We start from the raw sequence: 23,948 nt of genomic DNA on the forward strand, positions 1-23,948 counted from the left end.
TGCGGTCGTATTCGGAGGGCTTGTATTTCCATAAAGTAGATAATAATATCCATAATACGAAAACATCCGGATGAGAGCAGAAGCCGGACAAGGCCTAACAGGAGGACATTCAATGGCGAACCCCAGCCCCGGAAATTCGATCACCCTGCGCGTGGAAGCACCGTCAAGCTTCAGCGCCACCAGCGAGCTCGCCGCAGCCGTGGGAGCTGCCGGCGCCGCGATCACCGCCCTTGACGTCACCGAGTCCCACCACGAGACCCTGGTGGTTGACGTCACCTGCAACACCACCGATGACGCGCACGCCGCCCGCGTCAAGGACGCCCTCAACGCGCTCGACGGCGTCACGGTCCAGCACGTCTCGGACCGCACCTTCCTGATGCACCTGGGCGGCAAGCTCGAGGTGGTCCCAAAGGTCCCCCTGCGCAACCGTGACGACCTCTCCCGGGCCTACACCCCCGGCGTCGCCCGCGTCTGCCTGGCCATCGCGGAGGACCCCGCCGCCGCCCGCAACCTGACCGTCAAGCGCAACACGGTGGCCGTGGTCACCGACGGATCGGCGGTGCTGGGCCTGGGCAACATCGGCCCCGCCGCGGCCCTTCCGGTCATGGAGGGCAAAGCCGCCCTGTTCAAGCAGTTCGCCAACGTCGACGCCTGGCCCGTCTGCCTGGACACCCAGGACACGGAGGAAATCATCCGCACCGTCAAGCTCCTGGCACCGGTCTTCGGCGGCGTAAACCTGGAGGACATCGCCGCGCCCCGCTGCTTCGAGATCGAGGCCCGCCTGCGCGAGGAACTGGACATCCCGGTCTTCCACGACGACCAGCACGGCACGGCCATCGTGACCCTCGCTGCCCTGGTCAACGCCCTGCGCGTGGTGGACAAGAAGATCGCGGACGTGAGGATCGTGGTGTCCGGGGTCGGCGCCGCCGGCTCTGCCATCATCCAGCTGCTCAAGGCCCAGGGCGCCCGGCACATTGTGGCCGCGGGCCGCTCCGGCGCCATCCACAAGGGTGAGGCGTACAACGATCCGCACCGCACCTGGATCGCGGAAAACACCAACCAGGAAGGGTTCGCCGGCACCCTGCACCAGGCCTTGGTGGGTGCTGATGTCTTCATCGGCGTCTCCGCCCCGAACATCCTGGAGGAGGAACACATCGCCTCCATGGCAAAGGACGCCATCGTCTTCGCCATGGCCAACCCCACCCCCGAGGTGGACCCCGCCGTCGCATCCCGGCACGCCGCCGTCGTGGCCACCGGCCGCAGCGACTTCCCCAACCAGATCAACAACGTCCTGGCCTTCCCCGGCCTTTTCCGCGGACTCCTCGACGTGGGGGCAAGCGACATCACCCCGGAAATGCTCGTGGCCGCCGCGGAAGCAATCGCCAACCGGGTGAATGATAATGAGCTCAATGCCAGCTACATCATCCCCAGCATCTTCGACCCGCACGTGACCGCCAACGTCGCGGCAGCCGTCGCGGCCGCGGCTCACGCCTCAAACGTGGCAACGGCTGCCGGACCGGCCGATTCCGCCGCGGAGCCAGCACTGGCCTCCGCCTGACCGCCCGACTTCCAGCCTAAGGAAAGGACCAGAAATGGCCATCACCGTCACAGATCCCCGGCCGATCGACCGCGCAGAGGAGATCCTCACCCCCAAGGCACTGGCCTTCGTGGAGGAACTCCACAACCGGTTCGCCGGCACCCGCAACGAGCTCCTGGCAGCCCGTGCCGTCAAGCGGCAGCGGGTGGCGGAAACGGGCAAGCTCGACTTCCTGCCGGAGACGCAGGACGTGCGCGACGGCGACTGGAAGGTTGCGCCGGCACCGGCAGCTTTGCAGGACCGCCGGGTGGAAATGACCGGCCCCGCCTCGCCGGCCAAGATGGCCATCAACGCCCTGAACTCCGGCGCCAAGGTGTGGCTGGCGGACCTCGAGGACGCCAGCACGCCCACCTGGGCCAATGTCATCGATGCCATCCTCAACCTCCGCGACGCCGCCCAGGGCACGCTCAGCTACACCTCGGAGGAAGGCAAGGAGTACCGGCTCCGCACCGACGCGCCGCTCGCCGTCGTGGTGGCCCGGCCCCGCGGCTGGCACATGCAGGAGAAGCACCTGCTGGTGAACGGTGAACCCGCGGTGGGTGCGCTGGTGGACTTTGGCCTGCACTTCTTCCACATCGCCAAGCAGCTGGTCCTCAACGGGCAGGGGCCGTACTACTACCTGCCCAAGATGGAGAGCCACCTCGAAGCGCGGCTCTGGAACAACGTGTTCGTGTTCGCGCAGGACTTCCTCGGCCTGAACCAGGGCACCATCCGCGCCACGGTGCTGATCGAGACCATCCCGGCCGCCTTCGAGATGGACGAGATCCTGTACGAACTGCGGGACCACGCCTCCGGCCTGAACGCCGGCCGCTGGGACTACCTGTTCAGCATCATCAAGTACTTCCGCGATGCCGGTGAGGAGTTCGTCCTGCCGGACCGCGCCTCCGTGGCGATGACCGCCCCCTTCATGCGCGCCTACACCGAACTCCTGGTCAAGACCTGCCACCGGCGCGGCGCCTTTGCCATGGGCGGCATGGCCGCGGTCATCCCCAACCGCCGCCACCCCGAGGTCACCGAAGCGGCGTTTGAAAAGGTCCGCGCGGACAAGACCCGCGAGGCCAACGACGGCTTCGACGGTTCCTGGGTTGCCCACCCGGACCTGGTCCCCACCTGCCGCGAAGTCTTCGACTCCGTCCTGGGTGACAAGCCCAACCAGGTGGACAAGCAGCGCCCCGAGGTTTCAGTTACCGCGGAGCAGCTGCTGGACGTCCAGTCCGCCGGGGGCCAGGTCACCGAGGCCGGCCTGCGCCTGAACCTCTACGTAGCCGTCGCCTACACGGCGGTGTGGCTGTCCGGTAACGGCGCCGTGGCCATCCACAACCTGATGGAGGATGCTGCCACCGCGGAGATCTCCCGTTCCCAGGTATGGCAGCAGATCCGCAACAAGTCCATCCTCGCGGACACGGGCAACACCGTCACCCGGGAACTGGTGGAACGGATCCTTGGCGAGGAAACGGAACGGCTCCGCACCGAATTCGGCGACGAAGCCTTCCGCCGCTATTACCAGCCGGCCAGCGAGCTCATCGCTGACATCTGCCTCTCGGACGATTACACCGACTTCCTCACCACGCCTGCCTACGAATTGGTGGGTTGAGATGGAAGCACCAAAATCCTCCCTTTCAGCCGCGGACTTCGCGCACATTGACGGGCAGCTTGCTGCCACCGACCGGCTGCTGGAACAGAACTACCCGGGCGACGACGGCTCCCGCCAGCCCGTGCACACGGTGTACGTGCCCGCGGACCGGTTCACGCCGTCGCTCGCGGCCGACTGGGGCGCCCAGGCGATCGCGACGGCGGAAGCCCACGGCGGCCTGGAAACACTGGGCCGGCTCTTGGGCCAGGACGCCGGGCTCGCCGAAGCCGTGGCGGGCCGGGTCCAGGCAAAACTCCGGACGGAACCGATCGAGGACCTGCGCCTCGACTTCGAGGACGGCTTCGGGGACAGGGGCGACGACGCCGAGGACGCCACCGCGGTTGCCGCGGCGTCCGCGGTGGCGCAGGCCGCCGCTGCCGGCTCCGCTCCCCCGTTCATCGGCATCCGCTTCAAGTGCTTCGAGGCTCCCACCCGGGCCCGCGGCCTGCGGACCCTCGACCTGTTCGTCTCCGGCCTGGCCGCGGCCGGCGAATTGCCGGAGGGCCTGGTCCTGACCCTCCCCAAGGTCACCACCGTGGCGCAGGTTCAGGCCATGGACTATGCGGTCTCCCGGCTCGAGGACGTCCATAGCCTTCCTGCGGGACGGCTGCGGTTCGAGGTCCAGGTGGAGACGCCGCAGCTGATCCTCGGCCCGGAAGGAACCTCTCCGGTAGCGCAACTGCCGCATGCCGTGCCCGGGCGGATCAGCGGGCTGCACTACGGCACCTACGACTACTCGGCTTCGCTGCAGATCTCCGCGGAGTACCAGTCCATGGAGCATCCGGTGGCGGACTTCGCCAAGGAGGTCATGCAGCTGGCCGTGGCAGGCACCGGCGTCCGGCTTTCCGACGGCTCCACCAACATCATCCCGGTGGGCGACAACGTGGAGAACGCCTGGCAGCTGCATGGGCGCCTGGTCCGAAGGTCGCTGGAACGCGGCTACTACCAGGGCTGGGACCTGCACCCGGCCCAGCTGCCCAGCCGGTTCGCCGCCACCTATGCGTTCTACCGCGAAGGCCTGCCAGCTGCCGCTGCCCGCCTGCGCAACTATGTGGAGCGGACCGAAGGCGGCGTCCTGGACGAACCCGCCACCGCCCGGGCCCTGGCCGCATTCGTCCTGCGCGGCGTCCAGTGCGGGGCAGTCGGCGCCGAGGAAGTCCAGGCGCTTGCCGGCGTCGGACTTCCCCAACTCACCGCCCTGGCCCACCCGCGGCTCGCCACCACCTCCAATTCCTAGCCAAAGGATCCCTTTCAATGGGCAAGTACTACTCCCCCACCGGCGGACTCCCGCCGCAGACCCACCTGACCACGGAGCGCGCCATCGTCACCGAGGCGTACACGGTGATCCCGAAAGGTGTGATGACGGACATCGTCACGTCCAACCTGCCGGGCTTTTCAAACACCCGGTCCTGGATCATCGCCCGCCCCATCTCCGGCTTCGCCACCACCTTCTCCCAGCTGATCGTGGAAATCGGCCCGGGCGGAGGAGCCCCGAAGGCCGAATTCGAGGCCGGCGTCGAAGGCGTCATCTTCGTCACCCGCGGCAAGGTCAACCTCACCCTCGACGGTGAACTGCACCCGCTGGAGGAAGGCGGCTACGCCTACCTCGCTGCGGGTTCGGAATGGGGCCTGGAAAACGTCTCTGACGACGTGGTGTCCTTCCACTGGATCCGCAAGGCCTACGAGCGGCTGGAGGGGTACGAGGCCAAGTCCTTCGTCACGAACGAAAAGGACATCGAGCCCACGTCCATGCCGGACACCAACGACGTGTGGAAGACCACGCGGTTCACGGACTCTAATGACCTGGCCCACGACATGCAGGTGAACATCGTGACGTTCCAGCCCGGCGGCGTCATCCCGTTCCCGGAAACCCACGTCATGGAGCACGGCCTGTACGTCCTGGAGGGCAAGGCCATGTACCTGCTGAACAACGACTGGGTGGAGGTGGAGGCCGGTGACTTCATGTGGCTGCGGGCCTTCTGCCCGCAGGCCTGCTACGCGGGCGGCCCGGGCGAGTTCCGCTACCTGCTCTACAAGGACATGAACCGCCAGGTGAAGCTCACCTAGGCGCTTTCCGCCTACAACAGCACAGAGGCCGTTATGGGAATCCATAACGGCCTCTGTTGTGCTTTTGGTCAGGCGGCGGGGTTCAGGACCACCTTGATGCAGCCGTCTTCCTTCTTCTGGAACTTCTCGTACAGGGCGGGCGCACCGTCGAGGTTGGACCGGTGGGTGACCAGGTCCATGACGCCCAGCGGGTCGGCGTCGTCCTCCACGAGGGGAAGGATGTCATCGGTCCAGCGCCGCACGTTGCACTGCCCCATGCGCACCTGGAGTTGCTTGTCGAACATGGTGAGCAGCGGCATCGGGCTGGCCGTACCGCCGTACACCCCGCTCAGGGACAAGGTGCCGCCGCGTCGCACCGCGTCAACGGAAGCGTGCAGCGCTGCCAGCCGGTCCACGCCGCCGGTCTCCATCGCCTTCTGGGCCAGCTTGTCCGGCAGGAGGCCCAGCGCCTGGTGGGCGAACCCTGCCACCGGGGAACCATGGGCTTCCATGCCGACGGCGTCAACTACCGCGTCGGGGCCGCGCCCACCGGTCATCTCCCGGAGTTCGTCCCCGATGGCCTTGCTGTAATCCAGCGTTTCCACGCCGTGCCGCGCCGCCATCTCCCGCCGTTCAGCAACCGGGTCGATGCCAATCACCCGGAAACCGCGGTGGACGCCGATGCGGCCCGCGAACTGGCCTACCGGCCCCAGGCCGAACACTGCAAGAGTGCCTCCCGCCGGGACGTCCGCGTACTCCACGGCCTGCCAGGCGGTGGGGAGGATGTCGGAAAGGAACAGGTAGCGCTCGTCCGGAAGCTCGCTGCCCACCTTCACCGGTCCGTAGTCGGCGTGCGGCACCCGCAGGTACTCTGCCTGGCCACCCGGGACGGACCCGTACAGCTCGGAGTAGCCGAAGAGCGCTGCGCCGGACCCCTTTTCCCTGACCTGCGTGGTTTCACACTGGGACTGCAGGCCCTGCGTGCACATGTAGCAGGAGCCGCAGGCGATGTTGAACGGAACCACCACGCGGTCGCCCTTTCGCAGGTTGGTGACGCCGCTGCCCACTTCCTCCACGATGCCCATGGGTTCATGGCCAATGACATCGCCCTTGTGCATGTAGGGGCCCAGGACCTCATAGAGGTGCAGGTCGGAGCCGCAGATTGCGGTGGAGGTGATCCGAACGATCGCGTCCGTAGGTTCGTGGATGAAGGGATCGGGCACTTCTTCCACGCTTACCGATCGTTTTCCTTGCCACGTCAGTGCTTTCACAGTCTCCCTTTCGCTTCTGCTGTGCCCGTGGGGGTCTCCCTGGGGCCGGGCAGGGCACCTGCCGGCACCCTTTCTTCGACGCTATCTGTTTTGACGGAAAAAAGTAAGCATGCTGATTAAAAGGTTGTGGCCCCCACCCAGTGCCCATAGCGTAGGAGAGTCGGGAAGAAAGAAAGGGAACGCCATGTCGCTCTACCAGCCGGAACCGGTCGAGATCTCCACCCGCATGCGTCCGGGCGAATGGACGGAAGAAAGCCTCGCGGAACTGGTCAGCACTTACCGGATGCGCATCGAGGAGATGGGGGCACCTGCCGCCGAGGTCGCCACCGATATCGAGCGGAACGACGACGGCTCGGTCCAGGTCATCGTGTCCTGGACAAAGCCGGCCATCGCCGGCGAGGAGGGGTCCGTGCCGGGCGGACAGCCACTGTAGCCCGGAGATCTAGGAGCGCGGCTCCAGCGGGAGCAGCCGCCCGATGGCACTGGTACCCAGGTTCTGCAGCAGGTGGCGCGGCCCGTCATAGACCTCGACGGCGCCCGCCTCCCGAAGTTCCGCCGCATGGATTCCCCCGCAGGTGAGCCCAATGGCAGGGATTCCCAGGGCACCCGCTGCCTTCATGTCCCAAACGGCGTCGCCTACGTAAACGGCGTCCGCAGCGTCCACTCCCACAGCCTTCAGGGCCGCCTCCAGGATATCCGGCGCAGGCTTGCTCTCCTCCGCGTCATTGGCGCTGGTGGCGGCGTCGATGAAGGCGTCGGCGTCCAGTACGGAGCGCATGACTTCCAGGTCCCGCTGCCGCGCAGAGGAGGCCAGCGCCACGGCAACGCCGCCGGTATGGCACCGGCCCAACAGGTCCTTGGCCCCGTCCAGGGCGCGCAGCGCTGGCCAGTGCGAGGCGTAGAGTGCGCCGTGGCTGGCCATGATGCCTTCGTCTTCCTCCCGGTCGCGGCCGGACGGCAGGAGTTGATCCACCAAACGGGCGCCACCCATGCCCACGAGCCGATGGATGGCCGCCATGGGGACGTCGTGGCCGTACTGGCGGAACGCACCCCACCAGGCGACGGTGTGGATGTACGACGAGTCGATCAGCGTCCCGTCGACGTCAAACAGGACCCCCGGCGGGAGCCGCCAGGGGGTGTGGTGGATTCGGCCATCAGCCCACCGCCGCCCGTCGGGCGCCGGGAGCCTTTTTCAGTTTGGCCGCTTCTTCCTTGGGTGAACTGACGGGCCGCACGCGTTCACGGATGACGGACCCGGCGCCGTCCAGGCTCTTGTCCCGGATCAGGCCCGTACCGGCAATTTCCCGGGCCATGGCAACGCCTGCCACCGCGGCCCGCTTGGTGGGGAAGGTAACCGAGATGGCCATCAGGTTCCCGCTTCCGTCCATCATCCTGATCCGGTAACCACCGTCAGGGGCATCCACGAGTTCAAAAAATCCGGCCATAACTATCACTCCTCCGTCAATCACGGCACTGTGCTTGGGAGCACTCCATGAGGTGTTAGTAAGTATACTTATCTATCCTGCGAAGGAGAAGTTCCAGCCCCCTCCGCGCCGCCTCAGCGCGTATCCGCATTGTCGTGCGGAAAGGGAGTGTCACTGCGGCGAACCGTATCCTGATGGAGCTCCAGGGCGCTAGTCACAAGCGCAAAGTGGCTGAAGGCCTGTGGCGTATTGCCCAGCTGCCGCCCGGCTTTTACGGCCCATTCCTCGCTCAGCAGCCCCACGTCGTTGCGCAGTTCCAGCAGCCGCTCGAAAAGTTCGCGCGATTCGTCGTGGCGCCCCGCCCCCAGCAGCGCCTCCACCAGCCAGAACGAGCAGGCCAGGAAGACCCCTTCATCCCCCGGCAGGCCGTCGTCACTCTCTTCCGGCTTGTAGCGCAGCACAAATCCGTCCTGGGTCAATTCCCGTTGGATCGCTTCGATGGTGCCCACTACCCGGGGGTCGTCGGGAGGAAGGAATCCCACGCGGGGAATCAGCAACAGGCTGGCATCCAGTTCCGGGCGGCCATAGGACTGCACGAATGTGTTGCGTTGGGCATCGAAACCATTGGCCATGATGTCGGCGTGGATCTGGTCCCGAAGGGCCTCCCAGCGTTCCACCGGGCCCGGCAGCCCCGATTCACGCACGCCCTTCACCATGCGGTCGGCGGCAACCCACGCCATGACCTTGGAGTGGGTGAAATGCCGGCGTGGTCCCCGCATCTCCCAGAGTCCGTTGTCCGGCTGGTCCCAGATGGTTTCCAGGTGCTCCATCAGGGCGATCTGCACATCCCATGCTTCGTCCGTGTGCTTCAGCAGCGAGTTCCGGGTCAGGGCCAGGCAGTCAAGGACCTCGCCCCAGACATCCAGCTGGAACTGCTCCGCCGCGGCATTTCCGATCCGAACCGGGGTGGAGTTCTCGTAGCCCTTCAGCCACGGCAGTTCCATCTCCGGCAACCGCCGCTCGCCGTGGATCCCGTACATGATCTGCAGGTCGGCGGGGTCGCCTGCCACCGCCCGGAGCAGCCAGTCCCGCCAGGCAGCAGCCTCCGCGGTGTAGCCGGCGGCCAGCAGGGCCTGCAGGGTCATGGCGGCATCCCGCAGCCAGCAGTATCGGTAGTCCCAGTTCCGCTGGCCCCCGGGCTGCTCGGGGAGGGACGTGGTGACGGCCGCGACGATGCCCCCTGTGGGTGCGTAGGTCAGTGCCTTGAGTGTCACCAGGGAGCGGACCACCGCGTCCTGGTATTTCCCCTTGACGGTGCACTGCGAGGACCAGCCCCGCCAGAATTCGAAGGTGCTGTCGAGGACGTGCTCGGCCTCAACGCTGACCGGACGTCCCACGTGGCTTGGCGCCCAGGTCAGCACGAACGGTACCTTCTCGCCGGCACTCACCGTGAAGTCGCTGACCGTGCGCATATTTTCGCCATGCAGCGGCGCCGGCGTCACCAGGTAGACGGCATCCGGGCCGGCGATGGCATGCAGCCCACGCTTGTCCTTCCGCACCCATGGCACGATATGGCCGTAGTCGAACCTCATGACCAGCTCTCCGTGCATCTTGACGGTGCCGCTGACGCCCTCCACGATGCGGACGATGTCGGCAACGGAATCCCTGGGCGGCATGAAGTCGGTGACCCGGACCGTTCCGTCAGGCGTCTCCCACTCGGTGTCCAGCACCAGGCTGCCGTCCCGGTAGCTGCGGCGCGTGCAGGTTCCCCCTCCCTCAGGCGCCAGCAGCCAGCGTCCCGCATCAGGGGTGTCCAGCAGCGCATTGAAGCAGGCAGGGGAATCGAACCGCGGGAGGCAGAGCCAGTCGATCGAGCCTTCCTTGCTGACCAGGGCCCCGGTGTGAAGGTCGCCAACCACCGCATAATCTTCAATTCGCGCCATGACAACACCCTGCCACACAGAGCTCCGAACGGAAGGGGAATACCAGGTGTAGCGTGAGGCAAATGGCGATCCATATCGGCACCTCCGGCTGGAGCTATGACCACTGGGAGAACGTCCTGTACCCGCCCGGACTGCCCGTCCGGGACAGGCTCCAAAGCTACGTCTCCAGGTTCAACACGGTTGAGTTGAACGCCAGCTTCTACCGGTGGCCCCGGGACACCACCTTTGCTGGCTGGAACCGGCGGCTGCCGCCCGGTTTCACTATGTCCGTCAAGGCTCCCCGCGGCCTGACCCACGCACGCAAGCTCTATTCACCGGAGGTCTGGATTGAGCGCATTGCCCGGTGCTGGCATGAGCTGGGGGACAAGCGGGCGGTGCTCCTGGTCCAGCTGCCCCCGCAACTGGAGCGCGACGACGCACGGCTGGACTATTTCCTTGCTGCGCTTCCGTCCTGGATCAGGGTGGCCGTGGAGTTCCGGCACGCCAGCTGGGACTCGCCCGAGGTGTACGCCTTGCTGGAGCGGCACCAGGCGGCTTACTGCGTCATGAGCGGCGCCAACCTTCCATGCGTCCTGCGGACCACCGCGCCTTTCGCTTACGTCCGGCTGCATGGGCCGGACCACGAGCACCTGTACGGGGGCTCCTATTCGGATGCGGACATGCACTGGTGGGCGGACCGCATCCGCGAGTGGGACAGTGCGGGCATCGACGTTTTCGCGTACTTCAACAACGACGGCGGCGGGAACGCCGTACGGAACGCCTGGACCCTGCGCGGGATCCTGGGCGCAGGCTGAAGGCTGCCGCCGCCCTGTGGCAGAGTTAGGGCATGGACACGGCTCCGCAGAACCCAGCCCGGGACAACGCCCACGCGCCACGGCAGGACAAGATAGGCCAGTACGCGTTGTCCGGAAGCCGCTTCTTCCGTTTGGCGCATTGGGTGTCCGACTCGGTCAACGATGTCCGGATCACGCTGGCCAAGCGGTGGAAGTTCGTGCCGCAGACCATCGCCTACCAGGGCTACGGTTCCACCACGCGGGTCAGGGTGCTGGGGCGCGTGCTGCTGACCCACAAACCGCTGCCGGGGAGCAAAGCCGAGCACGAGGCTAAAAACGGAAACCAGAACATCCGCGGCTGGCGCGCCTTCACCGGGGTGCCGCTGCAGTTTACCGACGTCGAGATCACCATCGGGGACGTCGTCACCCACGTCACGGCTGACCGGGGCGGACTGGTCGACACCGAGGTGGATGTACAACTGTCCCCCGGCTGGCACACCGCAATCCTGCGCGCGGAGGGGACCGACCCGGCGGAGGCTTTGATCCAGGTGATCGCACCCGGTGTGGAATTCGGCATCGTGTCCGACATCGACGACACCGTCATGGTGACCGCCCTGCCCCGTCCCTTCCTGGCGCTGTGGAACACCTTCGTGCTCAGCGAACGGGCACGCATGGCCACGCCCGGCATGGCCGTGCTGCTGGACCGCCTGACACTTGAACATCCCGACGCCCCGGTCATCTACCTCTCCACCGGCCCCTGGAACGCAGCCCCCACGCTGGGACGCTTCCTGACCCGCAACATGTACCCCAAGGGCACGCTGCTGCTGACGGACTGGGGCCTTACCCAGGACCGCTGGTTCCGCAGCGGCCAGGACCACAAGCACCGCAACCTGGAGCGGCTCGCCCAGGAGTTCCCGGACATGCGGTGGCTCCTGATCGGCGACAACGGCCAGCATGACGAAGCCATCTACTCGGCTTTCGCCGCCGAAAACCCGGAAAAGGTCGCGGCAATCGCGATCAGGCAGCTGTCCGTCAGCGAATCGGTATTCGCCGGCGGCCACTCCGAGGACGGGGACCACACTACTTCCCGCGTGCCGTGGATCTACTCCCCCGACGGCGCCGGCATCGCCAAGCAGCTGGCCTTGCTGGACCTGCTGCGCGGCTGACTACTCAGGGGTTGGCCAACAGGTCATCGGCGCCGGGGAGGTCGTCGCTGGGCAGCATGTCCGGAACCACTGCCTGGGCGATTGCGGCCTCGGCAGCGGCTGCCAGGTCGCGTTCTTCGATGAGTTCCTGGAACCAGAAGTAGGAGGCCTTGGGCGTGCGCTCCAGTGTTTCGAAGTCAACGTGCAGCAGCCCGAACGGCTGCTTGTAGCCGGCGGACCATTCGAAGTTGTCCAGGAACGACCACACATAGTAGCCGCGCAGGTCCACGGACTCGGCGACCCCACCGGGGGCGGTGGCCCGCAACGCCGTTTCAAGGTGGTCGGAAATGTACTTCAGCCGGCGTTCATCCGGGATGAACCGGGTGTTGGTGGACTTGTCCCGGACAATGATGTCCTCGAAACTGGCACCGCCTTCGGTGATGATCACCGGCGGCAGGTTGGGGTACCGGTCCGCCATCTCCTTCAGGGCCACCGCCATGTACTCCGGTTTGACCGGCCAGCCGTACGCCGTGATGTCCGCCTCCGGCCACGTCTCCACGTGGAACGGTGTTGCCCCGCTGCCTGTTGCGCTGAGGTCGCTGCCCATGGCTTCCGCCATGCTTGACGGCACGGTGCCGCCGCCGGGTCCAGCCGCCACCTTGGTAGGCATGTAGTAGTTGAGCCCGTAGAAGTCCAGGGGCTGGGAGATGATCTCCATGTCTTCGTCCGGGTGCTCGAAGGAACTGAAGAACTTGGCCGCACGGATCAGGTCCGGGTATTTGCCTGTCAGGACCGGGTCCGCGTACAGCCGGTTCTGGCCAAGGTCCATGACCCCGGCGCTGATCTTGTCCAGCGGATTGATCGAGTTCGGCACCATGGGTGAGTACACATTGGTCATCCCGATCTCGCCCGGCACCTTCGCTGCGCGCAGCGCCTGCACGGCGAGCCCATGGCCCAGCAGCTGGTGGTGGACGGTGGGAAACGCGCCCAGGGCCAGTTCCTTGCCGGGCGAGTGCAGGCCGAAGGCGTAGCCGTTCGCGCTGACCGTTGCCGGTTCGTTGATGGTGACCCAGCGGGCCACCCTGTCCCCGAACGCCTCGGCCACCAGGGCGGCATATTCGCCCAGCCGGTAGGCCGTATCGCGGTTCATCCAGCCGCCCGCTTCGTCCAGCTCCAGGGGTGTGTCCCAGTGGTAGATGGTGGCCATGGGCGAGATCCCGTTCGCCAGGAGCTGGTCCAGGAGCCGGTCGTAGAAGGCCAACCCCGCGCGGTTGGCCGGGCCGGTTCCGCCGGGCTGGATGCGCGGCCAGGAGAAGGAGAACCGGTAGGAGTCCACGCCAAGCTGCTTCAGCAGGGCCACGTCCTGCGGCATCCGGTGGTAGTGGTCAGTGGCCACCACCGGGCTGTGGTCCTCCACGATGGCACCCGGTTTCGCGGCGAACCTGTCCCAGCCGGAAGGTCCACGGCCGTCTTCGTCCAGGGCTCCCTCGATCTGGAATGCAGCGGTTGCGACGCCAAGCGTGAACCCCGGGGGGATGAGCGCTGCGAGGTCCTTGGCGGTGATGTGCATGGGGGTCCAGCCTTTTGGTCACGGAAGTTTGGTACGTCCCAGAATGTCACAGCGCAGGACCGCTGACGAGCAGCAACTCCGCGCCGGGCACCGGCGCCTACTGTGACCCGAAGAGGAACTCCTTGGCGTGCGCCACCGCCTTCCGGAAGGCGTCATTGCGGAGGGTCACCAGGTGCTCCGAGTCGCCGTCGGTCGGTTCAAGATACCCGGTATAGCCGGGCCGCAGGACCCAGATGTCTCCCGCCGGCGGCAGGTAGAACACGCCAAAGGACCGCTGCTGACTCTCGTCGGCCGTCCAGACCGGGACCACCGCCAGGGCAGCTCCCGTGGCCGGATTGATCCATTGCGCCCGCGGCAGCGGCTGTTCGTGCGCCTCGGGATCCAGGAAGGGTGCGGTTCCCGGGCCCCAGCGCTGTTCAAAGCGCTCATGGAATGCGGGAATGAGGTGTGAATCGTAGCGCCGCCAGTCGCTCATACAGCTTTGCGCCTCCTTGGATGATGGGGACTGCTTTTGATTGGTTCCCCGGTTCAGGGCCGGGGCCGAGTTCAGGCGCACTGCCCGGCATCAGGCCCACGGCCCGCTTTCCCACCGCACCGGGGTGATGCGGATGACAGGTCCGGGCCCGCGGCCGGGACTGCGGACTTTTCGGACCGGAACCACGGTGGGTGCCCCCGCAGCCAATCGTCTGTCGTAGTCCGCACGGCGCCCGGGATCACTGAGCACGTAAAACGCCTGCATGATTCCCAGGAGTTCGTCACGCTGCGCCGGGGCGCCGTCCGTTACCGGGTTTCCCGGTGGCCGTTCGTGCACGTCCTTGCGCCCGCCGCCCATGTCGGGATGGTGGCTGCGCATGAGGACCCGGTACGCATGGGAGATCTCCTGCCGGGTGGCTTCCCGGCCTACGCCCAGGACGGCGTAGTAGTCGGGGACATCCGTCATCCCAGCCTCCTGTTCCACCGGCGCCCCTGCCGGGATGGGCAGGGGCCCGCGGGAAGAACCTATGTATTGATCTCCTGCATCCCGCCCTGCTGGGTCTGGATCTCGATCTTGCGCGGCTTGGCCTGTTCGGCAACCGGAATCCGCAGGGTGAGGACACCTTGGTCGTAGCTGGCCTTGATCTTCTCGGTGTCCAGGGTGTCACCCAGGATCAACTGGCGGCTGAATACGCCGCGGGGACGTTCCGAGGCCACGAGCTCCACATTGGGCTGCGTGGGGTCCTGCCGCTCGGCCCGCACGGTCAGGACGTTCCGTTCAACGTTCAGGTCAAGCGAGTCCACCTTCACGCCGGGAAGGTCGAACGCCACGACGAATTCGCCGTCCTCCTGCCAGGCGTCCATGGGCATCGCGGCCGGACGCGCGGGGGTTCCGAAGACCTGCTGCGTGAGCCGGTCCAGCTCACGGAACGGGTCGGTGCGCATCAACATCATTTCCCACTCCTTCAGCTTCCAAGGTGATGGATCTGCGTCTTCTGTCCATTGCCACCTAATCTATGGCAGTGAATATAGATTTTTTATAGCACTCGTGGAAAACTGAAGCAAGGCACCGGCCGGAACGAATTTTGGGAGTACAGATGGCAGATCCTGGGGCGGGGCGGCCCGCGCGTCCGCCCGGTTCGCGGGCCCTTTACGCCATTTCGGTGGCCGCGGAGCTCACGGGCACCGGGCAGCAGAACATCAGGCTTTACGAGACACGGGGGCTGTTGACGCCCTCCAGGACGGCGGGCGGTACCCGGCAGTACAGCGACGACGATATCGCCGTCCTGCAGCGGATCGGAGAACTCCTTGAGGAGGGGCTTAACCTGGCAGGCATTGCCAAGGTCCTGGAACTGGAGGCAGCGAACGTGGAACTGCACCGGGCCCTGAAGCGGGCAAGGTCCCGGCCGCAGTGACGCGGCTCCGCGGGCGGTCTTAGTCCAGGCCGGATTCTTCCTTGGAGAGCTCCCCCGTTACCGGTTCGCCCGGAATCCTTGCCGTCCGCCAGGTATCCAGGGCGATGACTCCGCCCAGGATGAGCAGCGACAGCGAGAAGGATGCCAGGGTGTCGGTGGGCCAGTGGTAGCCCAGGTAGAGCCGGCTGACGATGGCAAGGATGATCCCGATCCCGGCCCCGATGAATCCGAACACCGCTGCCCGGGGGTTCCGGCGCCGGGAGAAGATCAGGTAGGCGCCCACCAGCAGGAAATCGCAGGCCCCCAGGACGTGCCCGGACGGGTAGGAGAAGGTCTGGTCCGCGCCGAACAGCATTTGGTCCACCGGCGGCCGCGAGCGCTGGACGATGTGCAGGATGATCTGGGAGACGATCACCCCTGCCAGCATCGCGGACGCCAGCAGGATGGGGCGCCAGGCATGCTTGGCTGCGAATCCCCAGATAAGGATCACCACCAGCACGATGATGGGCAGCGCGATGGGGCCGAAGAATATGGCCAGGAAGATCATGAAGGCGGTAAGTGCGGCTGAGCGGGTTGTGAGCAGCCAGTCATGCACCGGGTGGTCCGCGACGGTGAGGCCGTCCGCCTGCAGCACGCTGACCAGTGTGGCAATGAAGAGCGCCAGCCCCACGACGGCCAGGATGACCGATGCCCGGTAAAGTCGGCGCCGGTCGGCGGCATCGACGTAGCGTTCCTCCACGACGAACTTTTCATGGAAGGCGTGCCACCTGCCGGACTTAGCCCCCGCGGCTGCGGAACCTGCTGATTTCTGTGCCAATGTGCTGCCCGTCCCTGCGCCCTGGTGAGTGCACGCCGGATGGGCGTGCTGTGTGAATGCCTAGCCTGAAGATTATCCCCATGTAGGGCCGTTCGCTCCATCACCGGGCCGGAAGGACGGCCGGCGGCCACGGCGGCGGCCAGTAGGAGCCGGCAGTGGACCGGACAGGAGCCGGAAGCTCACGGCTTCCGGCTCCTTGGACGATCCCGTGCCAACCCCTGGCTGGCCTTCGGACCGTTTGCTGCGTACCTGGTCCTAGGCCTGGTCCTCCCCGGAGCCCGGGCCGCCTGCTGCGTGGTTCCGCCAGCTGTGCTCGGGCTCGTAGCCCAACAGCCGGCGCGCCTTGTCGATGGAAAGCATCGTTTCGTGCTCGCCCAGTTCCTTGGTGACCTTGACGCCGGGAAACACCTCGGCGGCGAGGCCGGCGCTGGAACGGCTCATCACGGTGTCGGCATTGGCGATGATGAAGGCCTCGAACCCCGGCTTGGCGTTCTCCAGCGCCCGGGCTACGGCCTGGGCGCCGTCCCGGCCGTCGATGTAGCCCCACAGGTTCCACTTCCGAAGCGTCGGGTCGGCATCGAAGGAGGGGAACTTTTCGTAGTCGGCTTCATCCATGACGTTGGAGAACCGCAGGCCCGTGATGCTCAGCTCCGGGTCCCACCGCGTCATTTCCACGGCCATCCGCTCCTCGAGGGTCTTCACCAGGGAGTACGTGCTTTCCGGACGCGGCGGGTATTCCTCATCCACGGGAATGTAGGGCGGGTCGATGTCGAACGGAAGCCCCAGCACGGTCTCGCTGGAGGCGTACACCACCTTCTTGATCCCGGCGCGCCGCGCGGCCTGGAAGACGTTGTAGGTGGACAGCATATTGTTCTCGAAGGTTGCTGCGTCCGGAAGGATGCCCGGGGCGGGAATCGCACCCAGGTGCACCACGGCGTCGAACCCCTCATGCCTGTCGTCCACCCCCAGCAGGGCGTCCACAACATGCCCGTAGTTGCGCAGGTCCACCACCAGGAGTTCGGGGCTGCGTTCACCTGCCCGGTCCAGGGTGAGGACCTGGTGGCCGTCGTCGGTGAGCCGGCGCACCACGTGCCGTCCCAGTTTTCCGGTTCCGCCTGTAACGGCAATTCTCATCAGTGTTTCCTTCTGTTGGAGTGCGTTCACCGTGCGGTGTTTCGGTCAGGACGGAGGGCGCGGGGCTGCAAGGAACTGTTCGACGGCGGCAATTGCCGCTGCGGTAATCCCGCCCGGATCGCCGCTGCCGTTGACGGACACCAGGATGCCCCGCCCCGCGTACACCGAGACTACTTCATGGGTCTGCCGGCGGTAGAGATCCAGCCTGCGCCGAAAAACGTCGATCGTGTCATCGGTGCGGCCCTGCTCCAGGGCACGCCGCTGCATCCGCTCCTCCAGTTCAGCGTCCGGCGCCGTCAGTTCGATGACAGCGTCCAGCACGTGGCCGTGGTCCGCGAGCATGCTATCCAGTTCCAATGCCTGCGGGGCGGTGCGTGGATAGCCGTCCAGCAGGAATCCTTTCCTCGCATCGCTTTCCAGGAGCCGGTCCTTCACCAGCGCGTTGGTGAGGTGGTCCGGGACGAAATGGCCGTCATCGAGGTACCGGGCGGCCTGGTTCCCCAAGTCCGTCTTCCGCCTGACGTTGCTCCTGAAGATGTCCCCGGTGGACACGGCCGGGACCTGGAAATGCCGCGCCAGGTGCCCGGCCTGCGTTCCCTTGCCGGAGCCCGGTGGGCCGATGATAAGGAGCCTGCTCATGTTCCTGTCCTTCCGCAGCGGGAGCACGGTCTATGGTCCAGTCGGAGGCAGCACCGGATCCCGCTTCATTGTGCCGGTTGGCCCCTGTCCGGCGCCAGCAACCGGTGTTACGGCTGGCGCGGGAATGGGATTCGCCCCACCGGGGAATGTATATACTCTGGTTATCGGTTTAGCAGCAGGCCGTTGGAAAGTTCGTCGATCCAGCGACCATCACCGGCTCCCCGCCCAACTGTGGGGCCGCCTATGTGTTGCAGGCTCGTTTTGACCTGAACGAATGGCACCAAGAAACCGTGGCCGGCGAGTCAACAGCAAAAACCGATACATCCATCACCGAACACCTGCATGAACTGGTCCTCAACAGCTCCGACGTTGAGGACTTCCTCAACGAACTGGCACAGGTGTCCGCACGTAACCTTTCCGAGCCCGGCGACGAGATGCTGTGCGCCATTACCCTGCTCCGGCAGCGGAAGACAGCGACGATAGCCAGCAGCAGCCCCGAGGCAAAGTCCATCGGACGGCTCGAGCACAGGTTCGCCGAGACTCCGAGCCTGACCGCATTCACGGCGCAGGAGACTGTCCACGCGCCGGACCTCGACGACGACGGGCGCTGGCCAGACTACTCCCCTGCCGTCCTGGCGAAGGGGGTCCGGTCGGTTGCCGCCCTTCCCTTCCGGCTCGAAGGTGAAACCAAGGCAGCACTGCTGCTGTACTCCCGCCGAGCCCATCGCTTCGGGGGCCGGGTACTGAAGTTCGCCGAGGATTTCGTCAGCCAAACATCCCTGGCGCTCCGCCTTGCAGTGCGCTTTGCGCATTACAGCGAGACGGCGGCGAACCTCCGCGCCACCCTGGAGTCCCGCACGGTAATCGACATGGCGGTGGGCATCATCATGGCCCAGAACCGGTGCAGCCAGGAGGACGCTTTCGCCATCCTGAAGACCGCGTCGAGCACCCGCAACACCAAGCTCCACGATGTGGCCGCGGCCGTGGTGAACGCCCTGGGCCAAGGGCCTGCGCGCACCCATTACGACGGCTAGGCCCCGCGGCCTGCTGCATCCCCGCCCGCCCAGTAGAATGGTGCCAACTTTTCGCCGGGGGGCTCAATTTGGAACAGCAGCGTGTTTGCCTTGTCGTAGAAGATGACGACGATATCCGGGGCCTGATCTCCGTGGTCCTTGCCCATGCGGGCTTCAAGGTCACAGCCGTGGCCACAGGCGCGGAGGGCATCGCCGCAGCGGCCGATCCCGCCATCGCCCTGGTCACCCTGGACCTTGGCCTTCCGGATATGGACGGGCACGTGGTGGCGCAAGCCATCGGAAACCTCACCACCGCGCCCCTGCTGTTCCTCACCGCCCGCTCCGAGGAGGACGACGTCCTTGCCGGCATGGCGTCCGGGGCCGCCGGCTACCTCACCAAACCCTTCCATCCGAAGGAACTGAAGGAGCTCGCCGGGCAGCTGTGCCCGGCGGCGGCCGCCTCAGGGGAGCCGCACCTACCCGGCAAATCGCACTGCTGAGCCCGCCGGCCGCGCGGCAGAACGCCTCGGCGGCGGGACAGCGTCCGACGGCGGCGCGTTGCCGCCGTCGGACGCGCGCCCTTCCTACTGCCGGTCGCCCAGGGGGGAGCCGTGGATCCGTGTGCACCACGGCCGAAGGTATGACACTATATGCGCATGAATGCAGATAAGAATGCTTGCGCCCTGGGCACCGACAGCCAGTACGTGGAGCTGGCAGTGGAGGTGTTCGCCATGCTGGCGGATGCCACCAGGGTGCGCATAGTCCTTGCGCTCCGCGAGGGGGAGATGGCGGTGGGCGCCCTTGCGGACGTTGTGGGCAAATCTCCCGCCGCCGTATCCCAGCACCTGGCAAAAATGAGGCTGGCACGAATGGTGTCTACCCGCCAGGACGGAACCCGGGTGATGTACCGGCTGGAGAACGAACACGCCCGGCAGCTGGTGGCCGACGCGATTTTCCAGGCCGAGCATGCCCTCGGCGGGGAACCGGCCCACCACCGGGCCGCCAACCACACCGCGCAACGGAGTGCCTCATGAGCCGGCCGCACCAGGAGTCAACGCACACCCACGGGCACGGGCATGACCATGACCACGGGCACGACCACGACCACGACCACGACCACCACCATCACGACCACGACCACGACCACCACCATCACGACCACGACCACGACCACGACCACCATCACCATTCCGGGTTCAAGGGCTGGCTGTTCGAACTGTTCGTGCCGCACACGCACGACGCCGCAGATTCCATTGACGACGCGATGGAAGCCAGCACCGAGGGCATCCGTGCGCTGAAGATCAGCATGTTCGTGCTGCTGGCCACCACCGTGCTGCAGTTCCTGGTGGTCCTGTTCAGCAGCTCGGTGGCCTTGCTGGCGGACACCATCCACAACTTCTCCGATGCCCTGACCGCGGTGCCCCTGTGGGTTGCCTTCATCCTCGGGCGCAGGGCCGCCAACCGCCGGTACACCTACGGCTACGGCCGGGCAGAGGACCTGGCCGGCCTGTTCATCGTGGCTGTGGTGGCGCTCTCCGCCGTCGTGGCCGGTTGGCAGTCGGTGGACCGGCTGATCCATCCCCAGCCGCTCCAGAACCTGGGCTGGGTCATGGCCGCGGGCCTTATCGGCTTTGCAGGAAACGAGGCCGTAGCCATTTACCGCATCCGGGTCGGCCGCAGGATCGGTTCCGCAGCGCTGGTGGCCGACGGCGTGCACGCCCGGACCGACGGTTTCACCTCGTTGGCTGTGGTGATCGGCGCCGTCGGCGTCATGCTCGGTTTTCCGCTGGCGGATCCCATCGTTGGCTTGGTCATTTCAGCAGCCATCATGGTGCTGCTCTGGGGCACCGTCCGGAGCATCGGCCGGCGGCTCATGGATGGCATCGAACCAGACCTGGTTTCGCGCGCACTGCTGGCACTGGAGGAGACGCCGGGCGTCCTCGCGGTAGGAAACCTGCAGCTGCGGTGGTCCGGCCACCGCCTCCAGGGATCGGCACGGATCGAACTCGCTGACACGGAGTTGTCGCAGGCCGAAGAGATCCTTGACCGCGCCGGCCACCGGCTCCGGCACGCACTGCCCAAGCTTGACCACATGCTCCTGGCTCCCGCCACCCGGCGGTAGCAGGCACAAAACGCAGAAGTGGCCCTGCCAGACGGCGGGCCACTTCTGCGTTGATGGGATTTCCGGCCTAGGCCCGGGCAGGCTTTCCAGGCAGCGCCAGTTTGAAGACCTTGGCCCAGGACGAGCCCACCTGCTTCAGGAGCGGACCGGTGGTGTACTTCAGGCCGTAGCGCTGGCAGATCTCACGGACCCTCGGCGCCACCTCCGCGTACCGGTTGGAGGGCAGGTCCGGGAAGAGGTGGTGCTCAATCTGGTGCGAGAGGTTGCCCGTCATAAGGTGCATGAATTTCGAGCCTGAGATGTTGGCTGAGCCAATCATCTGCCGGACATACCAGTCACCGCGGGTTTCGCCGTCCACCATCTCTTCGGTGAAGGTGTCGGTTCCTTCCGGGAAGTGGCCGCAGAAGATGACCGCGTGGGCCCAGACATTGCGGATGGCGTTGGCAGTGATCGTGCCGAACAGCGCCTGCTTGGCGGATCCGGTCAGCATGGCGACGGCAGGAGTGGCCGCGTAGTCCTTGGTGAACTGGGTTACGACCTTCTTGCCCAGCGCCTTGAGGTCCTTGAGCAGGGCTTCCTTGGACTTGGTGCCTTCCTTGTACTCGGTCAGCTCGAGGTCGTAGATGGCGATGCCCCACTCGAAAACCGGCGCCAGGATGGCGTTGAACAACGGGTTGGCCAGATTGATGGGCTTCCACGGCTGGTTCTCGTCCATGCGCAGGAGGTTGTATCCGACGTCGTTGTCCTTGCCCACCACGTTGGTCCACCGGTGGTGCAGGTCGTTGTGGGTGTGCTGCCAGGACCGCGAGGGGGTGACGAAGTCCCATTCCCAGGTGGTGGAGTGGATGTCCGGGTCCCGCATCCAGTCCCACTGGCCGTGCAGGATGTTGTGGCCCAGCTCCATGTTTTCCAGGATCTTGGCCAGGCTGAGCAGGGTGGTCCCCGCGACCCACGCGGCTTTGTTCTTGCTGACCAGGAGGGCGGCGCGGCCGGAAATCTCCAGGCCACGCTGGATCTTGATCATCCGGCGGATGTAGGCGGCGTCCTCCGCCCCGCGCTTGCCCAGGATCTCGTCCCGGATGGCGTCGAGCTCACGGCCCAGCTCCGCTACCTGCTCATCGCTGAGGTGCGCGGCTGCGGGGGGCCGGACGGCGGGGCTGCCGGATTCGGCAAGCTTCCCGGGCCGGGTTCTCGAGCTTCCCGCGGGGGTGACCTTGCTTGGTGTGATTACAGACATTCCGTGGTGCTCCTCAGATTTCGAGGTTGACGGGTCCGGCGGCTGCCGAGACACACGTTTGGATGAGTTGGCCTGGTTCCCCGTGGATTTCCCCGGTCCGCAGGTCGCGGACCTGCCCCGCCAGGAGTGGTGTGAGGCAGCTGTGGCAGATGCCCATCCGGCAGCCGCTGGGCATCAGCACCCCGGCGTCCTCGCCGATGTCCAGGATGGGGGTGTCGCCGTCGGCTTCCACCTCCCGGTCGGATGCCTCGAAGGTGACCAGGCCGCCGTCGTGCCCTACGCCGGCGTTGAAGGTGGTGTTGAAGCGTTCGATCATGAGGTTGCCGGCGTCTCCGGCAACGGCGACGTCGGTTCCGGGTGCCCTGGTGGTCAGGGCGGCGCGCTTCCAGAGGGCCTCGGCGTCGTCCAGGAAGCTGTCCGGGCCGCAGGCGTAGGCCGCCCGTTCCTTCCAGTCGGGGCAGATCTCGTCCAACTCTTTGGTGCTGGAGAAGTCCATGCGGCCCTGCTCACCGGTGTACCAGTGCGCCAGGCGGAAGTTGGGGAACTGGTCCGCGAGCTCGGCCAGCTCTTCACGGAACAGGCTGTCACCCGGGGTGCGTGCGGAGTGGACCAGCACGACGTCGGCATCCGGACGCCGCGGCACAAGGGTACGGATCATGGACATCACCGGAGTGATGCCACTGCCGGCGGTGACCATGAGAAGGGGGCGGGGGTGCTCCGGAAGGACGAAGTCGCCCTGCGGCGGAGCCAGAAACAGGACATCGCCGGGCTTGGTGGTGCGCACCAGCGTGCCGGACACTGCGCCGACGTCGGTGACGGTGATGGCAGGATCCTTGCCTGCGGGAGCGCTAAGGGAGTAGGAACGCCAGTGCCGCACGCCGTCGAGCTCGACGCCGATGCGGGCCCACTGCCCCGCCAGGTGCGCCTTCCACCCGCGGCCGGGGCGGAAAAAGATGGTTGCCGACTGCGCGGTTTCCTGCACCACGCGGGTGACCACGCCCCGAAGCTGGCGAGCCGAGTAGACAGGGTTGAACAGGGCCAGAATGTCTTCCGGCGCCAAGGGGGTGGTAAGCACTGAGGCCGCCTGGGCCAGCTGACGTAGCCGGATCATACGGTTAAGCCTAGAGCGGTGTGAGCCATATTTCTCTCTCTCCGTCATATGACCGTTCCGCAGTCACACGCTAGTTATCGGCGCGAAGCCCCCACGTCGCCCTCTAAGAGTAACGGTTAGGTATCAAGGAAGGTTCCCGCCGTCCATTCGGCTCCCTCCCAGGGCCCCCGCCGGGCCGCATTACCGGCTGGCATGATGGCTTCGTGGGTATCCCTGGCGAGTCTGTCAATGTTTTCAAGACCATCGTGCTGTTCGTGCTGGCCGCCGCCGCGGAAATAGGTGGGGCCTGGCTGGTGTGGCAGGCCGTGCGCGAAGGCAGGGACTGGTGGTGGGCCGGGCTTGGCGTGATCGCGCTGGGAGCTTACGGTTTCGTGGCCACGCTCCAGCCAGATGCCCATTTCGGCCGGATCCTTGCGGCCTACGGCGGCGTGTTCGTGGCCGGTTCCCTGGCCTGGGGCATGGCCTTTGACGGCTTCCGCCCGGACCGGTGGGACATCACCGGGTCCCTGGTGTGCCTCCTGGGGGTTGCCGTGATCATGTTTGCTCCCCGCAGCGGCGGATAGCAGGAGCGCGTGGGCAGCGGC

Annotated in this window: 26 protein-coding genes; 13 read left to right on the forward strand and 13 right to left on the reverse strand. The window is 66.2% G+C overall.

Translation table 11 applies throughout. The features are described 5' to 3' along the window. Positions 1-112: 112 nt before the first annotated feature. The 4 genes from NIBR502770_RS15070 to NIBR502770_RS15085 are packed head-to-tail and all read left to right on the forward strand — an operon-like array spanning position 113 to position 5,297. Complete coding sequence (locus tag NIBR502770_RS15070; RefSeq protein ID WP_141182477.1) at positions 113-1,558, forward strand: NAD-dependent malic enzyme; 1,446 nt, start codon at positions 113-115, stop codon at positions 1,556-1,558. Positions 1,559-1,592: 34 nt separating this feature from the next. Next, the gene (gene aceB, locus NIBR502770_RS15075) at positions 1,593-3,191 is read left to right on the forward strand and encodes a malate synthase A (RefSeq protein WP_141159333.1); all 1,599 of its coding nucleotides are present in this window, start codon (positions 1,593-1,595) and stop codon (positions 3,189-3,191) included. Position 3,192: 1 nt separating this feature from the next. After that, on the forward strand, positions 3,193-4,467 hold the full coding sequence (locus NIBR502770_RS15080) for an aldolase (RefSeq protein WP_141182478.1): 1,275 nt from the start codon (positions 3,193-3,195) through the stop codon (positions 4,465-4,467). A gap of 17 nt (positions 4,468-4,484) precedes the next feature. Next, entirely contained in the window at positions 4,485-5,297 is an 813-nt protein-coding gene (locus NIBR502770_RS15085) for a bifunctional allantoicase/(S)-ureidoglycine aminohydrolase (RefSeq protein ID WP_141159331.1), read from the forward strand. Between the two features lie 68 nt (positions 5,298-5,365). Here NIBR502770_RS15085 and NIBR502770_RS15090 read toward each other — a convergent pair whose 3' ends face one another. Then, positions 5,366-6,547 carry a zinc-dependent alcohol dehydrogenase gene (locus NIBR502770_RS15090; protein WP_141159330.1) on the reverse strand — a complete coding sequence of 394 codons (1,182 nt, stop codon included), beginning with the start codon at positions 6,545-6,547 and terminating at the stop codon, positions 5,366-5,368. Between the two features lie 184 nt (positions 6,548-6,731). Here NIBR502770_RS15090 and NIBR502770_RS15095 point away from each other — a divergent pair, with 184 nt between their 5' ends. Further along, on the forward strand, positions 6,732-6,980 hold the full coding sequence (locus NIBR502770_RS15095) for a hypothetical protein (RefSeq protein ID WP_141159329.1): 249 nt from the start codon (positions 6,732-6,734) through the stop codon (positions 6,978-6,980). A gap of 9 nt (positions 6,981-6,989) precedes the next feature. On the opposite strand, the gene NIBR502770_RS15100 is transcribed toward NIBR502770_RS15095, so the two are convergent. The 3 genes from NIBR502770_RS15100 to NIBR502770_RS15110 form a co-directional block, all read right to left on the reverse strand. Next, positions 6,990-7,694, reverse strand: coding sequence for an HAD family hydrolase (locus NIBR502770_RS15100; protein ID WP_246857495.1), 705 nt, complete (start codon positions 7,692-7,694; stop codon positions 6,990-6,992). Positions 7,695-7,701: 7 nt separating this feature from the next. Further along, on the reverse strand, positions 7,702-7,992 hold the full coding sequence (locus NIBR502770_RS15105) for a ribosomal protein L7/L12 (protein ID WP_141159327.1): 291 nt from the start codon (positions 7,990-7,992) through the stop codon (positions 7,702-7,704). A 113-nt stretch (positions 7,993-8,105) separates the two neighbouring features. Further along, on the reverse strand, positions 8,106-9,914 hold the full coding sequence (locus NIBR502770_RS15110) for a glycoside hydrolase family 15 protein (RefSeq protein ID WP_141159326.1): 1,809 nt from the start codon (positions 9,912-9,914) through the stop codon (positions 8,106-8,108). Between the two features lie 62 nt (positions 9,915-9,976). Between NIBR502770_RS15110 and NIBR502770_RS15115 the strand changes: the two genes are divergently transcribed. Together NIBR502770_RS15115 and NIBR502770_RS15120 are read left to right on the forward strand one after the other, a co-directional pair. After that, positions 9,977-10,708: a DUF72 domain-containing protein gene (locus NIBR502770_RS15115; protein WP_141182479.1), complete on the forward strand. Its 732-nt coding sequence runs from the start codon at positions 9,977-9,979 to the stop codon at positions 10,706-10,708. 32 nt (positions 10,709-10,740) lie between these two features. Next, a complete protein-coding gene (locus tag NIBR502770_RS15120; protein ID WP_141159324.1) occupies positions 10,741-11,853 on the forward strand; it encodes an App1 family protein in 1,113 nt (370 codons plus the stop codon). Positions 11,854-11,857: 4 nt separating this feature from the next. Here the strand turns inward: NIBR502770_RS15120 and NIBR502770_RS15125 are convergent, their stop codons facing one another. The 4 genes from NIBR502770_RS15125 to NIBR502770_RS15140 all read right to left on the reverse strand — a co-directional run bounded on the left by NIBR502770_RS15125 (position 11,858) and on the right by NIBR502770_RS15140 (position 14,827). Continuing rightward, positions 11,858-13,402 (reverse strand): glycoside hydrolase family 1 protein, encoded by a 1,545-nt coding sequence (locus NIBR502770_RS15125; RefSeq protein WP_141182480.1) that lies wholly within the window; start codon positions 13,400-13,402, stop codon positions 11,858-11,860. Between the two features lie 97 nt (positions 13,403-13,499). Then, the gene (locus NIBR502770_RS15130) at positions 13,500-13,877 is read right to left on the reverse strand and encodes a hypothetical protein (protein WP_141159322.1); all 378 of its coding nucleotides are present in this window, start codon (positions 13,875-13,877) and stop codon (positions 13,500-13,502) included. A 90-nt stretch (positions 13,878-13,967) separates the two neighbouring features. After that, positions 13,968-14,342, reverse strand: a complete 375-nt coding sequence (locus tag NIBR502770_RS15135; protein ID WP_141182481.1) for a J domain-containing protein — start codon at positions 14,340-14,342, stop codon at positions 13,968-13,970. Positions 14,343-14,401: 59 nt separating this feature from the next. Then, the gene (locus NIBR502770_RS15140; protein ID WP_141183460.1) at positions 14,402-14,827 is read right to left on the reverse strand and encodes an Hsp20/alpha crystallin family protein; all 426 of its coding nucleotides are present in this window, start codon (positions 14,825-14,827) and stop codon (positions 14,402-14,404) included. A gap of 146 nt (positions 14,828-14,973) precedes the next feature. Here NIBR502770_RS15140 and NIBR502770_RS15145 point away from each other — a divergent pair, with 146 nt between their 5' ends. Then, the gene (locus tag NIBR502770_RS15145) at positions 14,974-15,291 is read left to right on the forward strand and encodes a MerR family transcriptional regulator (protein WP_141182482.1); all 318 of its coding nucleotides are present in this window, start codon (positions 14,974-14,976) and stop codon (positions 15,289-15,291) included. A gap of 19 nt (positions 15,292-15,310) precedes the next feature. Here NIBR502770_RS15145 and NIBR502770_RS15150 read toward each other — a convergent pair whose 3' ends face one another. From NIBR502770_RS15150 to NIBR502770_RS15160, 3 genes are all read right to left on the reverse strand, one after another. Beyond that, positions 15,311-16,108, reverse strand: coding sequence for a phosphatase PAP2 family protein (locus NIBR502770_RS15150; protein WP_141159319.1), 798 nt, complete (start codon positions 16,106-16,108; stop codon positions 15,311-15,313). A 255-nt stretch (positions 16,109-16,363) separates the two neighbouring features. Next, positions 16,364-17,242 (reverse strand): NAD(P)-dependent oxidoreductase, encoded by an 879-nt coding sequence (locus NIBR502770_RS15155; RefSeq protein ID WP_141182483.1) that lies wholly within the window; start codon positions 17,240-17,242, stop codon positions 16,364-16,366. A gap of 45 nt (positions 17,243-17,287) precedes the next feature. After that, entirely contained in the window at positions 17,288-17,881 is a 594-nt protein-coding gene (locus tag NIBR502770_RS15160; protein ID WP_141182484.1) for an adenylate kinase, read from the reverse strand. Positions 17,882-18,171: 290 nt separating this feature from the next. Here NIBR502770_RS15160 and NIBR502770_RS15165 point away from each other — a divergent pair, with 290 nt between their 5' ends. The 4 genes from NIBR502770_RS15165 (at position 18,172) to NIBR502770_RS15180 (ending at position 21,016) form a co-directional block, all read left to right on the forward strand. Further along, positions 18,172-18,915, forward strand: a complete 744-nt coding sequence (locus NIBR502770_RS15165) for a GAF and ANTAR domain-containing protein (RefSeq protein ID WP_141159316.1) — start codon at positions 18,172-18,174, stop codon at positions 18,913-18,915. Positions 18,916-18,983: 68 nt separating this feature from the next. Next, entirely contained in the window at positions 18,984-19,394 is a 411-nt protein-coding gene (locus NIBR502770_RS15170) for a response regulator transcription factor (RefSeq protein WP_141159315.1), read from the forward strand. Between the two features lie 156 nt (positions 19,395-19,550). Next, positions 19,551-19,928, forward strand: a complete 378-nt coding sequence (locus tag NIBR502770_RS15175; RefSeq protein WP_141182485.1) for a metalloregulator ArsR/SmtB family transcription factor — start codon at positions 19,551-19,553, stop codon at positions 19,926-19,928. Next, positions 19,925-21,016, forward strand: a complete 1,092-nt coding sequence (locus tag NIBR502770_RS15180; RefSeq protein ID WP_141182486.1) for a cation diffusion facilitator family transporter — start codon at positions 19,925-19,927, stop codon at positions 21,014-21,016. Before NIBR502770_RS15175 ends, NIBR502770_RS15180 begins: the two co-directional genes overlap by 4 nt. A gap of 67 nt (positions 21,017-21,083) precedes the next feature. Here NIBR502770_RS15180 and NIBR502770_RS15185 read toward each other — a convergent pair whose 3' ends face one another. Both NIBR502770_RS15185 and NIBR502770_RS15190 read right to left on the reverse strand, forming a co-directional pair. Continuing rightward, positions 21,084-22,253 carry an acyl-CoA desaturase gene (locus NIBR502770_RS15185; protein ID WP_141159312.1) on the reverse strand — a complete coding sequence of 390 codons (1,170 nt, stop codon included), beginning with the start codon at positions 22,251-22,253 and terminating at the stop codon, positions 21,084-21,086. Between the two features lie 13 nt (positions 22,254-22,266). Then, entirely contained in the window at positions 22,267-23,364 is a 1,098-nt protein-coding gene (locus NIBR502770_RS15190) for a ferredoxin reductase (protein ID WP_141159311.1), read from the reverse strand. 203 nt (positions 23,365-23,567) lie between these two features. Here NIBR502770_RS15190 and NIBR502770_RS15195 point away from each other — a divergent pair, with 203 nt between their 5' ends. Continuing rightward, the gene (locus tag NIBR502770_RS15195; RefSeq protein ID WP_141182487.1) at positions 23,568-23,927 is read left to right on the forward strand and encodes a YnfA family protein; all 360 of its coding nucleotides are present in this window, start codon (positions 23,568-23,570) and stop codon (positions 23,925-23,927) included. Positions 23,928-23,948 lie beyond the last annotated feature (21 nt).

The sequence above is a fragment of the Pseudarthrobacter sp. NIBRBAC000502770 genome, assembly GCF_006517815.1.
GTDB lineage: Bacteria > Actinomycetota > Actinomycetes > Actinomycetales > Micrococcaceae > Arthrobacter > Arthrobacter niigatensis.